At 74.1% G+C, this 15,042-nt stretch carries 14 protein-coding genes; 3 read left to right on the forward strand and 11 right to left on the reverse strand.

Features of this window, described 5'->3' with window-relative positions:
* Positions 1-17: 17 nt before the first annotated feature.
* Positions 18-968, forward strand: a complete 951-nt coding sequence (locus ASF78_RS18855; RefSeq protein WP_056593204.1) for a DMT family transporter — start codon at positions 18-20, stop codon at positions 966-968.
* Between the two features lie 9 nt (positions 969-977).
* Here the strand turns inward: ASF78_RS18855 and ASF78_RS18860 are convergent, their stop codons facing one another.
* Positions 978-2,012, reverse strand: coding sequence for an alcohol dehydrogenase catalytic domain-containing protein (locus ASF78_RS18860; protein ID WP_056593205.1), 1,035 nt, complete (start codon positions 2,010-2,012; stop codon positions 978-980).
* A 102-nt stretch (positions 2,013-2,114) separates the two neighbouring features.
* Entirely contained in the window at positions 2,115-3,572 is a 1,458-nt protein-coding gene (locus ASF78_RS18865) for an amidohydrolase (RefSeq protein ID WP_056593207.1), read from the reverse strand.
* Between the two features lie 11 nt (positions 3,573-3,583).
* On the opposite strand from ASF78_RS18865, the gene ASF78_RS18870 reads away from it, so the two are divergent.
* The gene (locus ASF78_RS18870) at positions 3,584-4,378 is read left to right on the forward strand and encodes a DNA/RNA non-specific endonuclease (protein WP_200940660.1); all 795 of its coding nucleotides are present in this window, start codon (positions 3,584-3,586) and stop codon (positions 4,376-4,378) included.
* Positions 4,379-4,404: 26 nt separating this feature from the next.
* Here ASF78_RS18870 and ASF78_RS18875 read toward each other — a convergent pair whose 3' ends face one another.
* The 9 genes from ASF78_RS18875 to ASF78_RS18915 form a co-directional block, all read right to left on the reverse strand.
* A complete protein-coding gene (locus ASF78_RS18875; protein ID WP_056594011.1) occupies positions 4,405-5,223 on the reverse strand; it encodes an ABC transporter ATP-binding protein in 819 nt (272 codons plus the stop codon).
* On the reverse strand, positions 5,220-6,248 hold the full coding sequence (locus ASF78_RS18880; protein WP_056593210.1) for an iron chelate uptake ABC transporter family permease subunit: 1,029 nt from the start codon (positions 6,246-6,248) through the stop codon (positions 5,220-5,222). Before ASF78_RS18880 ends, ASF78_RS18875 begins: the two co-directional genes overlap by 4 nt.
* Complete coding sequence (locus ASF78_RS18885) at positions 6,245-7,279, reverse strand: iron ABC transporter permease (protein WP_082495198.1); 1,035 nt, start codon at positions 7,277-7,279, stop codon at positions 6,245-6,247. The genes ASF78_RS18880 and ASF78_RS18885 overlap by 4 nt, the downstream gene beginning before the upstream one ends.
* 19 nt (positions 7,280-7,298) lie before the next feature.
* On the reverse strand, positions 7,299-8,345 hold the full coding sequence (locus tag ASF78_RS18890; protein WP_056593213.1) for an ABC transporter substrate-binding protein: 1,047 nt from the start codon (positions 8,343-8,345) through the stop codon (positions 7,299-7,301).
* A gap of 115 nt (positions 8,346-8,460) precedes the next feature.
* Positions 8,461-9,345, reverse strand: a complete 885-nt coding sequence (locus tag ASF78_RS18895; protein WP_056593216.1) for a phosphoribosylaminoimidazolesuccinocarboxamide synthase — start codon at positions 9,343-9,345, stop codon at positions 8,461-8,463.
* A 19-nt stretch (positions 9,346-9,364) separates the two neighbouring features.
* Positions 9,365-9,772 (reverse strand): hypothetical protein, encoded by a 408-nt coding sequence (locus tag ASF78_RS18900; protein ID WP_056593218.1) that lies wholly within the window; start codon positions 9,770-9,772, stop codon positions 9,365-9,367.
* 24 nt (positions 9,773-9,796) lie between these two features.
* Entirely contained in the window at positions 9,797-11,077 is a 1,281-nt protein-coding gene (gene purD / locus ASF78_RS18905) for a phosphoribosylamine--glycine ligase (RefSeq protein ID WP_056593220.1), read from the reverse strand.
* A gap of 68 nt (positions 11,078-11,145) precedes the next feature.
* Positions 11,146-13,002 (reverse strand): phosphoenolpyruvate carboxykinase (GTP), encoded by a 1,857-nt coding sequence (locus ASF78_RS18910; protein WP_056593221.1) that lies wholly within the window; start codon positions 13,000-13,002, stop codon positions 11,146-11,148.
* Positions 13,003-13,108: 106 nt separating this feature from the next.
* On the reverse strand, positions 13,109-13,705 hold the full coding sequence (locus tag ASF78_RS18915) for a helix-turn-helix domain-containing protein (RefSeq protein ID WP_056593228.1): 597 nt from the start codon (positions 13,703-13,705) through the stop codon (positions 13,109-13,111).
* Positions 13,706-13,780: 75 nt separating this feature from the next.
* Here ASF78_RS18915 and ASF78_RS18920 point away from each other — a divergent pair, with 75 nt between their 5' ends.
* Complete coding sequence (locus ASF78_RS18920; protein ID WP_056593229.1) at positions 13,781-15,034, forward strand: MFS transporter; 1,254 nt, start codon at positions 13,781-13,783, stop codon at positions 15,032-15,034.
* Positions 15,035-15,042 lie beyond the last annotated feature (8 nt).

Below are 15,042 nucleotides of genomic sequence, written 5' to 3' on the forward strand. Positions count from 1 at the left end.
AGGGGCATGATGCGCCGGTGAGCTCTCAGGCACCCTCGACCCGCGGCTGGCTCGGCCCATACCTCCTGCTCGCGGTGCTGTGGGGATGCAGCTTCCTGTTCATCGCCCTGGCACTGCAGACGTTCGCGCCGACCCAGGTGGCGTTCGGCCGGATCGCCATCGGGTTCGCGCTGCTCGCGGTGATCCTGCTCGTCCGCCGGGAGCGTGTCCGGGTCGAGCGACGAAGGATCGGCGACTTCGTGATGGTCGGCGCGGTCATGACGGCGATCCCGTTCGTGCTCTTCGCACTCGCCGAGCAGCGGGTCACCTCGGTCCTCGCGGGCCTCGTGAACGCGACGACTCCCCTGTTCACGGCCGTGTTCGTCGCGCTCCTGCTGCCCAGCGAACGCCCGGACCGCGTGCAGGTCGGCGGGCTCGTGCTCGGCTTCGGTGGCATCGCCGTGCTGCTGGGGATCTGGAACTCCGGCGCGATCGACCTGGTCGGCGGCCTGATGCTGCTGGGCGCCACGTTCTGCTACGGCCTCGGGAACGCGTGGAGCCGCCGCCGGCTGACCAGCACCGGCCTCTCGAACGTCGCCCTGCCGGCCGTGCAGCTGGCCGTCGGCGCCCTGGTGATCCTGCCGTTCGCCGCGTCCACGCCGCTCACGGGTCCGATCGCGCCGGCACCCGCCCTCGCCCTGCTCGCGCTCGGCCTCGGCGGGACCGGGCTCGCGTACGTGCTGTTCTGGCGCGTCCTGGCGATCGCCGGCGCCACCGTCACGGCGAGCGTCACCTACGTGATCCCGCTGGTCTCGACGACCCTCGGCGTCCTCGTCCTGCACGAGGGCCTGCACTGGTACGAGCCGGTGGGTGGCGCGATCGTGCTCGCCGGTGTCGGCCTGACGCAGTGGGGGGCGGCGCGACGGCGGTCGGCGGACGCGGCGGCAGAGACGGGCCGGAGCGAACAGGTGGAGGCCGAGGCCGTCTGAGGTCGGGGCTCAGGGGACGACGACAGTCATCCCCGGGCCACCCGAGCCGTCGCCCAGGGCCGCGAGCGCCGCCGGTGCCTCGTCGAGGCCGACCGTGCGCCCGACGAGGCGCGACGGGTCGAGCTCGCCGGACGCGATGCGCGCGAGCATCGCGGGGTACTCGTCGGCGGCCATGCCGTGGCTGCCGTAGAGCTCGAGCTCCCACCCGATCACGCGCCCCATGGGCAGGGGCGGCGCGGTGTCGGTACCGAGCAGGAGGCCGACCTGCACGTGCCGGCCGCGGCGGCGCAGCGACAGGACCGACGCGGTCGCGGTCGCGCGGCTGCCCAGGGCGTCGAGCGAGACGGCCGCACCCCCGCCGGTCGCCCGGTGGACCTGCTCGGCGACGTCGCCGGTGCCGTCCAGGACGACCGCGGCCCCCATCGCGCGTGCCGCCTCGCGGGCAACCGGCGACACGTCGACCGCGACGACCTGGGCACCGGCGGCGACGGCGACCATGACAGCCGACAGCCCGACACCTCCGCAGCCGTGCACCGCGACCCAGTCCCCCGCGCGGACCCGCCCGTGGACCGTCACGGCCCGGTAGGCGGTCGCGAACCGGCAGCCCAGACCCGCTGCCGTGACTGCGGACATGCCCGGCGGGAGTCGGACCAGGTTGACGTCCGCGTGGTGCAGGGCCACGAGCTCGGCGAACGAGCCGTCGTCGGTGAACCCCGGCTGGCGCTGCCGCTCGCACACCTGCTGCTCCCCCGCGAGGCAGGCGGCACAGGTGCCGCAAGCGCACACGAACGGCACGGTGACCTCGTCGCCGATCGCCCACGAGCGGACCTCGGGACCGACCTCGACGACGACCCCCGCCAGCTCGTGCCCGGGCACGTGCGGCAGCGTGATGTCGTCGTCGTGCCCCTGCCAGCCGTGCCAGTCGGAGCGGCAGACGCCCGTGGCGGTGACGCGCAGGACGACTCCGTCGTCGGGACAGCGCGGTGCGGGAACATCGCGCACGCTGGGTAGGACGCCGAACTCGGAGATCACGACGGCACGCATGCGGCTCATCCTCGCCGACGACACCCGACCCGACGTCGCGTGCGGCTCGGCGAGGCGCGCGCCCGACCGGAGACGGACGGCGCCGTCGGCATCGCCGACGGGTCAGAACGTCCGGTGCGTCCAGTCGCCGCCGACCAGCGTGCCCGCGACCGGCATCCCCCGCAGCGGGGCGGTGAGCGGGTCGGCGTCGAGGACGACGAGGTCCGCGGGCGCCCCGACCTGCACTGTCAGCCCGCGGTCGTCGACGGAGGACTCCAGCGCGACCCGACGGTCGATCGCCTGCTCGGGGTGCCAGGCCGGACGCCCGTCGCGGGACCGGCTGACCGCGGCGTCGACGGCGACCCACGGGTCGAGGGGCGCGACGGGTGCGTCGGACCCGAGCGCGAGCCGGACACCGGCGCGGTGCAGGGACCCGAACGCGAACGCGCGGTCGGTGCGCCCGGGCCAGTAGCGGTCGGCGACGTCGCGGTCGTCCATGGCGTGCTCGGGCTGCACGCTCGCGACGACGCCCAGTGACGCGAACCGCTCGACGTCCGCCCAGGACACCAGCTGCGCGTGCTCGACCGACCCGGCGGCTCCCGACGCGGCGAAGGCGTCGAGCGCGAGCGCGTTCGCGGCGTCACCGATCGCGTGGATCGCGCAGCGCAGGCCGTGGCGGGTGGCGTGCGCCATGAGAGGTGCCAGCCGGGACGGGGGTACCGCGAGGACGCCGCGGGCGTTCGGGCCGGTCAGGCCCGCGTACGGGTCGTGGCAGTACGCCGTGCGGGTGTTGAGCGAGCCGTCGGTGATGACCTTCAGCGGCCCCTGCGTGACGAGCCCGCCGATGACGTCGCCGGTGTGCAGGTCCTCGCGGACGACCCGGTCGAGGAACTCCTCCCACACGCCCGCGCGCACCCGTAGCCGGGCGGGTCGGACGGCGGTCCGCCGACGCCAGACGGCGACGTTGTCGGCGATCTCCAGGTCGACCACGCCGACGACGCCGCGGGCGGCAGCGGCTGCGGAGGCGTCGTCGACGAGCGCGTCGGCGACGTCCTCGGGGACGTGGTCGACGACCCCTTGCAGCGGCAACCACTCGGACTCCCGGAGCAGGCCGGTGGGGTGCGCGCCGACGCCGAGGAACCGCAGCCCGGCCGTCGAGACCCACGCGCAGTGCAGGTCGCCGGAGACGAGGACGACGGGCCGGTCCCCGACGGCGGCGTCGAGCAGCGCGGCCGTCGGCTCGTCGGGCCAGAGCCCGTCGCGGAACCCGAAGCCGACGAGGGCCGTGCTCGGCGGCGGCGGCGCCGCGGCGACGAGCGCGACGGCGTGCGCGGCGGACGTCGCCCCGGAGACGTCCAGCCGGCGCCGGGCCAGCGCCCACTGGGTCAGGTGCACGTGCGCGTCCCAGAGGCCGGGCATGACCCAGCGGCCGTCGAGCGCCACCTGCGGGGCGTCGACCGACAGGGCCGGCCCGACCGCAGCGACCCGGCCGTCGCGCAGGAGGACGTCCACGAGGGCGTCGCCGTCCACCAGGCGGGCATCGCGCAGCAGGAGGTCGGAGGTGGTCGGTACGGTCCGCATGTGAGCACCCTATGAGCGACACAGTGGGCGGATACGACACGCTCTTCCTCGGCCCGGCGGTACCGCTCCCGGTGCCCGCGCAGACCGTCCGCGACCTGCCGTCGACGCACTTCACCGTGCTGCTCGACCCTGCGCGGCGGCTGGCCGCGGCGACCGCGGTGAACATCGACGGTGCGCAGCTGGTGAACCTGGAGCGCGGCGACGACTGGCACCTCGACCCGCGCGTGCCGGCGGACGAGCAGGCAGGTCCGGAGCTGTACGCGCGCAACGACCTCGACCGCGGGCACCTGGTGCGCCGTCGGGACCCCGTCTGGGGCGACCTCGTCACGGCGCGGCGGGCCAACTTCGAGACGTTCGCCTATCCGAACGCTGCCCCGCAGGCGTCCGCGTTCAACCAGGGCGAGCTGCTCTGGGTGGGCCTCGAGGACCATGTGCTCGAGTACGCCCGGACGCACGGGCACCGGGTGTCGGTGTTCACGGGTCCGGTCCTCGCCGACGACGACCCGGTCTACCGGGGCGTCCAGATCCCGCGGATGTTCTGGAAGGTCGCGGCGTGGGCGTCGTCCGGAGAGCTGCGCGCGGCCGCGTTCGTGCTGGACCAGACGCCGTTCGTGCGAGGCCTGCAGCTGGAGGTGCCCGACCTTGCTCCCTATCGCACGTTCCAGGTCCCGGTCGTGGACGTCGAGGTGCTCACCGGGATCGACCTCGGTCCGCTGGTCGACGCGGACGTGCTCGTCCCCGTCGGAGCCCTCGCGGACCGCGACCGCTGGGTGCCGCTGAGCACTCTGGAGGAGGTCCGGCTCTAGCGGCGCGCCGCACACGCACGACGGCTCTAGCGCGCGTGCCGCACGTGCGCGTCGCGGCGGGCGGGCACGACCATCGGCGTCCCGGTCTCCGGGTCGGGCACCACCCGGCAGGCGAGCCCGAACACCTCGCGCACAAGCGGCTCGGTCACGACGTCGGCCGGCGGCCCCTCGGCGACGACGACCCCGGCCTTCATCGCGACGAGGTGCGTGGCGTACCGGGCGGCCTGGTTCAGGTCGTGCAGGACCGCGACGAGGGTGCGGCCCTCCTCGTGCAGCCGGGCGCACAGGTCCATGACCTCGAACTGGTGCGCGATGTCGAGGAACGTCGTCGGCTCGTCGAGCAGCAGCAGGTCGGTCTGCTGCGCGAGCGCCATGGCGAGCCACACGCGCTGTCGCTGGCCGCCGGACAGCTCGGCGACGTACCGGTCGCGCAGGTCGGCGACCTCGGTCGCGTCGAGGGCGTCGGCGACGGCCCGGGCGTCGGCGGCGGACCACTGCCGCAGGATCCCCTGGTGCGGGTAGCGGCCCCGGGCGACGAGGTCCCCCACGGTGATGGACTCGGGTGCGACCGGGCTCTGTGGCAGGAGCGCGAGCCGGCGGGCCACGTCCTTGCTCTTCATGGCGGAGATGGGCGTGCCATCCAGCAGCACCCGCCCGGCCCGCGGCTTCAGGGTGCGGCCGAGCGCCCGCAGCAGCGTCGACTTGCCGCACCCGTTGGGTCCGATGATCACCGTGAACGAGGACCTCGGGATCTGCACGGACAGGTCCTGGGCGACGACGAGCTGGTCGTAGGCGAGGGTCAGGCCCTCGGCCTCCAGCGGTGAACCTTGTACGGGACGGCTCACGCGGGGCTCCTCCTCCACTCGCGGACCAGCAGGAACGCGAGGTACACGCCGCCGAGCGCGGCGGTGACGACACCCACGGGGTAGACGACGCCCGGTACGGCGTACTGGGCGACCAGGTCGGCCACGACGAGCACCGCGGCCCCGCAGCACGCGGCGGCGACCATCCCGGGCCCGGTGGACCGGGTCAGCCGGCGCGCGATCTGCGGGGCGGTCAGGGCGACGAACGCGATCGGTCCGCTCACGGTGACGGCCGCTGCCGTGAGCAGCACGCCGACGACCACCGCCCAGGTCCGCACCCGGTCCGCGTGGACGCCCACCGCGACGGCGACCTCGTCCCCCATCTCGACGAGCTGCATCGGCCGCGTCAGGACCAGCGCGACGGGCAGCAGCAGCACGAGCGCGACGACGATGAGGACCACGTCGGACCAGGCGCGCGCCGCGAGGCTGCCGTTGAGGTAGGCGGCGACGACCTGGGCATCCTCGCGCGTCGCCCGCGCGAGGGCGAGCTGCACGAACGCCATCGACATCGCACCGACGGCGATGCCGACGACGACCATCCGCAGCGGCGCCCGGAACCCCGCCCCCGAACCCAGGTAGACCGCCCCGATCGCGATGCCGGCACCGACGAGCGCGCCGACGGGGACCGGCACCAGACCGGGCCAGACGAGTGCGGCGGCCGCCGCCCCCGCGGCGGCACCCGCGCCGAGACCGATGACGTCGGGGCTGCCCAGCGGGTTGCGTGTGACGGACTGGAACATCGCCCCGGAGACGGCGAACGCCGCCCCGGCCGCGGCCCCGACGAGCATCCGCGGCAGCCGGTTGGTCCACAGCACCCACTCCTGCGCCCGCGACCCGGTGCCGGCGACGACCCCGGGCAGCTCCGCGAGCGGGATGCCGAGCCGGCCGGCCGACAGCGTGACGAGCATGGTGACCAGGGCGACGAGGACCGCGGCGACGCAGACCACGACGGGTCGACGGCGCCACCGCACGGTGACGGCCGGACCGAGAGTCAGGACCGCGGTCACAACCCCACCCGTCCCCGACGGACCGCCAGGATCAGGAACGGCGCCCCGACGAACGCCGTCACGGCGCCGACGGGGAGCTCCCCGGGGCGGGCGACGACGCGACCGACGACGTCGGCGGCCAGGAGGAGGACCGGGCCGAGCACCAGGCAGTACGGCAGGAGCCAGCGGTGGTCGGAGCCGGTGAACGAGCGCACGACGTGCGGGACGGCCAGCCCGACGAACGCGATCGGCCCGACAGCCGCGACGGCCGCGGCGCACAGCAGCGTCGCCCCGGCGGCGCCGAGCAGCCGGGTACGGCCGGCCCGCAGCCCGAGGGAGGTCGCGGTCTCGTCGCCGAGTGCCAGCGCGTTGAGGGGCCGTGCGAGCAGCACGCACAGGACGAGGCCCAAGACGACGAACGGCAGGACGGCGTCGACGGTCGACGGTGGCCGCCCGGCCAGGGACCCGATCACCCAGGAGCGGTAGGTCTCGAACACGTCCGGGTTGGCCAGGGTGATGGCCTCGACGAGCGCGATCAGCACCGCCGAGACGGCCGCGCCCGCCAGGACGAGCCGGACGGGGGTCGCGCGTCGGCCCCCCGAACCGATGAGGTACACCGCGGCCGCGGCGAACAGCGCCCCCGGCACGGCCGCCCAGACGGTCCGGCCGGCCGTGCCGCCGAGCACCGCGGCCGTGACCACGAGCGACGCCGACGCCCCCGCGTTCACGCCCAGCAGGCCGGGGTCGCCGAGCGGGTTACGGGTCAGACCTTGGATCACGACACCCGCCACGGCGAGCGCGGCGCCGACGAGCAGCCCGAGCTGCGTGCGCGGGATCCGCGACGCGACGACCGTCGACACGTAGGACCCGTCGGGGTGCCGCCACGCGGACCAGACGTCGTCGAGCGGCACGGGCTTGGCACCGACGGCGATGCTCAGCCCGACGACCAGCGCGAGCAGCAGGATCGAGCCGACCAGCCCGAGCCCGAGCACGAGCGCGCGAGAGCCCCGCACCCGGGTGGGGTGCGGGGCCTCGGCGACCGCGGTGCTCACGGTGAGGAGAGGGTGGGCGTCAGCCCTGGACCTTCTCGGCGCCGGCGGTGATCAGCGGGACGTACTCGTCGATCGCCCACGGCACGCTCAGCGGCGTCGCCACGGAGACGGCCATGCCGAGCTGCTTGTCGACCATCGGCACGTAGGCGCCGGACGCGAACGCCGGGATCTGCGCCCAGAGCGGCTGGGCCTCGGTCGCGGCCTGCTCGTCGGCGTCGTTGAACCAGGTGAAGAGCAGGTCGGCGTCGTTCAGCTGGTCCGCGTTCTCCAGGCCGAGGGTGGCGACGAACGTGCCGGGCGACGCGGTGAGCGCCGAGACGGACGGGGCGAGCTCGAGGCCGAGACCGGTGAGCAGCTCGACCCGCGGGTCACCCGGCAGGTACACCGACAGGGCACCCGGCTGGTCGCCCCCGTAGACGTACGCGAACGTCAGCCCGGACAGCTCGGGGTTGTCGGCCGCGGCGGCGTCGATCGCGGCCTGACGCTCCTCGAGCAGCGGCTCCGCCTTCTCCGGGACACCCAGCGCCTCCGCGGCGATGCTCACCTGGTCCTCGAGCGACGTCTGCCACGGCTCGCCGGGGTAGGCGACGACCGGGACGAACGCGGAGAGCTGGTCGAACACGTCCTGCTCGAGGCCCGACTGCGGCGCCAGCACGAGGTCGGGCTCGAGCGCGATGATCGCGTCGACGTCGAGCTCGGGGTACATCGCGATGGTCTCGGGCAGCTCGGCGCCCTCGTCCTCGACCGCGGCGCGGAACCACGGCTGGTACCCGTCGGCGTCGCCGCCCCACGTGTCCTCCTCGATCCCGACCGGCACGGTGCCCAGCGACAGGGCGATGTCCGCGGCGCCCCAGCCGAGGGTCACGACGCGCTCGGGCTTCTCCTCGATCTCCGCGGTGCCCAGGGTCGAGTCGATGGACACGGGGAAGACGTCGGAGGCGGCGGAGCCGCTCGGTGCGGGCTCGGCAGCGTCCTCGGTGGGTTCGTCGGATCCGGCGCAGGCGGTGAGGATGAGGGCGACGGCAGCGGTGGAGGCCACGACTGCCGTGCGACGGGCGATGCGCACGGGGGTGCTCCCATTCGTTCGGGGGACTGCCACCGCGGCGAAGCGGGCGGCGTCGGAATGAGGGAAGCCTAACCTCTCCTGATCGTCGTCCCTCGGGTCCGGGATGAGCGAAACGTCACACCGCGAGCGGGGCCCCCGTGAGCCGCTCGTACGCGTCGAGGTACCGGTCACGGGTCCGCTCGACCACGTCCGCGGGCAGGCTCGGCGGCGGCGAGTCGCTCGCCCGGTCCCACCCGGACGCCGACGACGTCAGCCAGTCACGGACGAACTGCTTGTCGAAGCTGGCCTGCGCCCGCCCGGGCTGCCAGAGGTCCGCCGGCCAGAACCGCGAGGAGTCGGGGGTCAGCACCTCGTCCCCGAGCGTGATCGCGCCGGTCGTCGGGTCGGTGCCGAACTCGAGCTTGGTGTCGGCGAGGATCACGCCCCGCTCGCGCGCGATCGCCTCCGCACGTCCGTACACCGCCAGGGTCAGGTCCCGCAGCGCTTCCGCGGTGTCCGCGCCGACGGTCCCGACCACGGCCTCGAACGGCACGTTCTCGTCGTGCTCCCCCAGCTCGGCCTTCCTGGCCGGGGTGAAGATCGGCTCCGGCAACCGTGAGCCGTCCACCAGCCCGGCGGGCAGCGCGATCCCGGTGACCGACCCGGACACCCGGTACTCCGCGAGCCCCGACCCGGTGAGGTAGCCGCGCGCGACGCACTCGACGGGGAACATCTCCAGGCGGCGGCAGATCATCGCGCGACCGGCCACCTGCGCGGGGACGTCCGTCGAGACCACGTGGTTGGGCACGAGGTCCGCGAGCTGCTCGAACCACCACAGGCTGAGCTGCGTCAGGACGACGCCCTTGCCGGGGATGCCGGGCTCCAGCACGTGGTCGTACGCGGAGACCCGGTCGCTGGCGACGACGAGGACGACGTCTCCCTGCGACGGGTCGACCGGCACGTACAGGTCGCGGACCTTGCCGGAGTAGGAATGGGTCCAGCCAGGGAGCTCAGCAGTCACGGGCCCTAGTGTGCAGGACTCAGACCAGGTCGTCCCCGCCGTCCAGCCCGTCGGGGATGGGCAGCCCGACCAGCCGGACCAGCCGCTCCACGGTCTCCTCGACGAACGTGTCCGCCGGCTCGTCGACGTGCTCCTCGGCGAGCAGCCGCCGCACGTGCTTCGCCTCCACGTCCACCGCCCCGACCAGCAGCGCCCACTCGGCGAACGCCTCCGCCTCGGCCGCCAGGTCGACCGGGTCGCTCTCCGCCGGGTCGTCGAAGAAGTCCCGCGGCTGGAAGCCCAGGTAGAACCGGCCGAGCCCGTCGGGTGCGGGCCGGTAGTCGACGGTCGCGATGTCGCCGTCCTGCACCTCGATGGTCAGGCTCGGGGTCGCGGTCGCGTCTCCACCCCAGGCGCCGTCGCCGTACACGAACGTGGTGGTGGCCATCCGGCGATGATGCCCTATCGCGCGTCAGACCAACGGGAGGTCCGCCACCGCCGCGGCGATGTCCGAGCGGTAGTGCGACAGCGGGAGGTCGATCTGGTGGACGCCCGCGTAGGCGGCGGCGCGGGCGGCGGCCAGGTCCGGGCCGACCCCGACGACCGAGAGGACGCGACCGCCCGCGGACACCAGGTGCTCGGCGTCCGTGTCGGGCTGGAGCGCCGTCCCGGCGTGCAGGACGTGCACCCCGGGCAGCGCGTCGGCGTCCTCGGTCCCGGTGATCGGGTCGCCGGACCGCACGGAACCGGGGTAGCCGCCCGAGGCGATCACGACGGTCACCGCCGCGTCGTCGCGCCAGTGCAGGGGCGGCAGGGTGCCGAGCGTCCCCGTGGCGGAGGCCAGCAGCACCGCGGCGAGCGGCGTCTCCAGCCGGGCCAGCACGACCTGCGTCTCGGGGTCTCCGAAGCGGGCGTTGAACTCGACGACCTTCAGCCCGGACGACGTCAGGGCGAGCCCGACGTAGAGGACCCCGGAGAACGGGGTGCCGCGGCGTGCCATCTCGGCGATCGTCGGGCGCGCGACGCGCTCGACGACCTCGTCGACCAGGTCCGCGGGGGCCCACGGCAGCGGCGAGTACGCCCCCATGCCGCCCGTGTTGGGGCCTTCGTCGCCGTCGCGTGCGCGCTTGAAGTCCTGCGCGGGGACCAGCGGCACCACGTCGATGCCGTCGGACAGGACGAACAGGGAGATCTCGGGACCGTCGAGGTAGTCCTCGATGACGACGCGGCCGCCGGGCTTCGCCAGGCACGCCTGCGCGTGGGCCAGCGCCTCGGCGCGGTCGTGCGTCACGACGACCCCCTTGCCCGCGGCGAGCCCGTCGTCCTTGACCACGTACGGGGAGCCGAACGCGTCGAGACCGGCGGCAGCCTCCTCGATCGTCGTCGCGACCCGCGGCTCCGCCGTGGGCACCCCCGCGGCGGCCATGACCTCCTTCGCGAACGACTTCGAGCCCTCGAGCCGGGCGCCTGCGGCGGACGGGCCGAACACCGGGATGCCGACCTCGCGGACGGCGTCGGCGACCCCCGCGACGAGCGGCGCCTCCGGTCCGACGACGACGAGGTCCGCGTCGAGCGAGGTGGCCAGCGCGGTCACCGCGGCGCCGTCCAGCTGGTCGACCGCGTGCAGCGTGGCGAGCGCACCGATGCCGGGGTTGCCCGGGGCGGCGTGCAGCGCGGTGACCGCCGGGTCGAGGGACAGCGCGCGCACCAGCGCGTGCTCACGGGCACCGGTGCCGACGACGAGGATCTTCACGTGGCGGGAGCCTACCGACAGTCAGCTCCGGAGAGCAGACGGGACGGCGCCCGTGGACACCGGCCGGATCAGCCGGCCGCCCGCAGACGTGCTCGCAGCGCATCCAGCTCGTCGACCATCGCGAGCGGGAGCCGGTCACCGAACCGCGCGAAGAACTCCTCGGTCAGGTCGCACTCCGCCAGCCACGCGTCGGCGTCGACCGCGAGCAGCTGCTCCAGCGCGTCCGGCGGCAGGTCCAGCCCGCCCAGGTCGAGCTCGCCGTCGGCCGGCAGCACCCCGATCGGCGAGTCGGTCCCCTCCACCGACCCGTCGAGCCGCTGCAGCGCCCACGCGAGCACCCGGGCGTTCTCCCCGAACCCGGGCCACAGGTAGGACCCGTCGTCGCCCTTGCGGAACCAGTTGACGCCGAAGATCGCCGGCAGCGGGATGCCGCGGGCGGACAGCTGCGCGCCGAGCCGGAGCCAGTGACCCCAGTGGTCCGCCATGTTGTAGCCGCAGAAGGGGAGCATGGCGAAGGGGTCGCGACGCAGCGTGCCGACGGGCCCCTCGGCTGCGGCGGTCTGCTCGGACGCGATCGTCGCGCCGAGGAACACCCCGTGCGACCAGCTGCGGGCCTGCGCGACGAGCGGCACGTTGGTGGCCCGTCGACCGCCGAACCAGATCGCGTCGATCGGCACGCCCTCGGGCGAGTCCCACGAGTCGGCGATGGTCGGGCACTGGTCGGCGGCGACGGTGAACCGGCTGTTCGGGTGGGCGGCGGGCGTCTCGGACCCCGGCGTCCAGTCGTCGCCGCGCCAGTCGGTCAGGTGGTCGGGCGGGGTGTCGGTGAGGCCTTCCCACCACACGTCGCCGTCGTCGGTGAGTGCGACGTTGGTGAAGATCACGTCGTGCGCCAGCGTCGCGATGGCGGCGGGGTTCGTGGACTCGCCGGTGCCCGGGGCGACGCCGAAGAAGCCCGCCTCGGGGTTGATCGCCCGCAGCCGGCCGTCCGTGCCCGGACCGCCCGGGCGCAGCCAGGCGATGTCGTCGCCGATCGTCTCGACCGTCCAGCCCGGGATCGTCGGCCGGAGCATCGCGAGGTTGGTCTTCCCGCACGCGGACGGGAACGCGGCGGCGACGTGCGACACCGCCCCGGTCGGCGAGGTCACGCGCAGCACCAGCATGTGCTCGGCCAGCCAGCCCTCGTCGCGGGCCATCACCGACGCGATCCGCAGCGCGAAGCACTTCTTGCCCAGCAGGGCGTTGCCGCCGTACCCGGACCCGAAGGACCAGATCTCCCGCGTCTCGGGGAAGTGCGCGATGTACTTCGTGTCGTTGCACGGCCAGGGGACGTCGCTCTCGCCCGGCTCCAGGGGTGCGCCCACCGAGTGCACGGCCGGGACGAAGTCGCCGTCGGCACCGAGGAGGTCCAGCACCGGGGTGCCGACCCTCGTCATCACGCGCATGCTCACGACGACGTACGGGGAGTCGGTGACCTGCACGCCGAGCTGCGAGATCGGTCCGCCCAGCGGGCCCATCGAGAAGGGGACCACGTACATGGTCCGGCCGCGCATCGACCCGGCGAACACGCCCGCCAGCTCGGCGCGCATGACGTGGGGCTCGCGCCAGTGGTTGGTCGGGCCGGCGTCGTCGGGGTCGACCGAGCAGATGAAGGTCCGGTCCTCGACGCGGGCGACGTCGGACGGGTCGGAGCGCGCGAGGTAGCTGTTCGGTCGCAGCTTCTCGTTCAGCCGCAGGAGCGTGCCCGCGTCGACCATCCCCTCGATCAGCACGGCTGCCTGCTCGGCGGAGCCGTCGACCCAGACGACCTCGTCCGGTTCGGTGAGCGACGCGACCGCACCGACCCACGCCTGCAGCGCACGGTGCCGGTGCGCGCCGGGCGCAGCCGGGGCGGTGAGCAGGGGGTGGTGCTCGACGAGCGTCATGACGACCTCCGGGGAAAGGATCCAGTCCTTCCACCGTGGACCTCTTCGCCCGCGGATTCCATCACCTCAGGGCTGAAACATCCGCGATTCTTTCGATCTGCACAACTCAGGCGCCATCGTCGAGCGGCAGCGGCAGCGCGTCGAAGTAGATCCGCACGCGCCGTCGCCCTTCTGTCTCACCGGCAGCCTTGCGGGCCTTCGCGCGCTTGAGGGCCCCGTCGATCGTCTCCTCGACCGCGAGCACGATCTCCTGGAGCTCGTCGAGCGTGAGATCGCCCGTCGACGAGTCGTTGTGCGCGACGCGCTCCCACTCCGGGGTGTCGCCGGTCGAGAGCCAACGCTGCAGCACCTTCGCCCGCTCGGCGACGACCCCCTGGAGCAGCGCGTGCGCGGCATCCGCGGTGCGGGGGTCCCGGAGCATGTCGCGCCCGTCGATGCTGTACCCGACGGTGCGCCACCACCGGTCGCGACCGCGGGCGTGGGTCGGGTCGTCCTCGACGAACCCGTGCTTCTCCAGCTGGCGCAGGTGGTAGCTCGTCTGCCCGCTGCTCTCCCCCAGGTGCCGGCCGAGCTGGCTGGCGGTGGCCGACCCGTGCTCGGACAGGTAGTCGTACATCGCCATCCGCAGGGGGTGCGCCAGCGCCTTGAGCTCCTCCGGCCCGATGGCGCGGGCACGGAAGGGCAGGGGCTTGCTCTCGCTCATTCGCAGAGATACCTTTGCAGAATTGTCTTTGCAGAGTTTTCTCTTCGATCGTACCCTCTCGGACCGGAGCTCCCCATGAGCGAGCGCGAACCCCTCGGCCGGCGTTTCGCCGCGCACCTGACCGCCACCGGGATGGCCAACCTCGGCGACGGCATCGTGCAGACCGGCGTCCCGCTGTACGCCCTCACGCTCACGCGCTCCCCCAGCCAGATCGCCCTGCTCACCGCCGCGGCGTGGCTCCCCTGGCTCGTGCTCGGGCTCGCCGCCGGGGTGGTCGTCGACCGCCGCGACCGCAAGTACACCCAGGTGGTCGGGCTCGCCGCCCGCGCCGTCCTGCTCGGGGTCGCCGTCTGGCTGGTCGCCTCCGGGCACATGACGATGACCGCCCTGACAACGATCGTGCTGCTCTACGGCGTGACCGACGTGTTCGTCGACCTCGCCGGCTCGGCCCTGGTCCCGGACCTCGTGCCGCGCTCCCGCCTCGACGCCGCGAACGGGCGCACGCTCGCGGCGCAGCAGGTGATGTCCGCGTTCGTCGGCGGACCGGTCGCCGGCGCGCTGGTCGCCCTCGGCGCCGGCTGGCTGTTCGGGGTGCCGGCCGGTCTCGGCGTGCTCGCGCTGCTCCTCGTCGCCACCCGGATCCCCGGGACGTACAAGCACGCGGCGACCCGCAAGAGCTCGGCCGTCTCCGAGGTCCGCGAGGGTGTCGCGTTCCTCGTCCGACACCCCGTCCTGCGCCCGCTGCTGGTGGCCGGCAGCGTCCTGAACATGGCGAACACCGGCTACTTCGCGGTGTTCGTGCTCTGGATGGTCGGCCCGGGGTCGCGCGTCGGCCTCGAACCCGCCCACTACCCCCTGGTGCTCGCGGGGCTGGCCGTCGGCGCGGTGCTCGGCTCGCTCGCCGCCGAGCCGCTCGGCCGCCGCATCCCCGAGGTCCGGCTGCTCCTCGGCTGCTGGACCCTGAACACCCTCCTGCTCCTCGTCCCCGTGCTGGTGCCGACCGTGCCCGCGATCGCAGTCGCCGTGTTCTTCCTCGGCTTCCTCAACACCAACGGGAACGTCATCTCGCAGTCGATGCGCCAGCGGATGGTCGCACCCGGCATGCTCGGCCGCGTCGGCGGCGCCGGCCGGACCCTGGCCTACGGGCTCATGCCCGTCGGGGCGCTGCTCGGCGGGCTCGTCGCGGAGCAGTGGGGCCTGCCCGCCGTGTTCGTGGGCGCCACGGTCGTCTGCCTCGCGGCCATCGCCTACCCGGTCGCGGTCGTCCGGCAGCGGATGGTCGCGGAGCTCGAGCTCGCCGCCCCCATACCCGTCGCCACAGTCGTCTGACCCTCGAC

The organism is Cellulomonas sp. Leaf334 (assembly GCF_001424195.1).
In the GTDB taxonomy this organism is placed as follows: Bacteria; Actinomycetota; Actinomycetes; order Actinomycetales; family Cellulomonadaceae; genus Cellulomonas.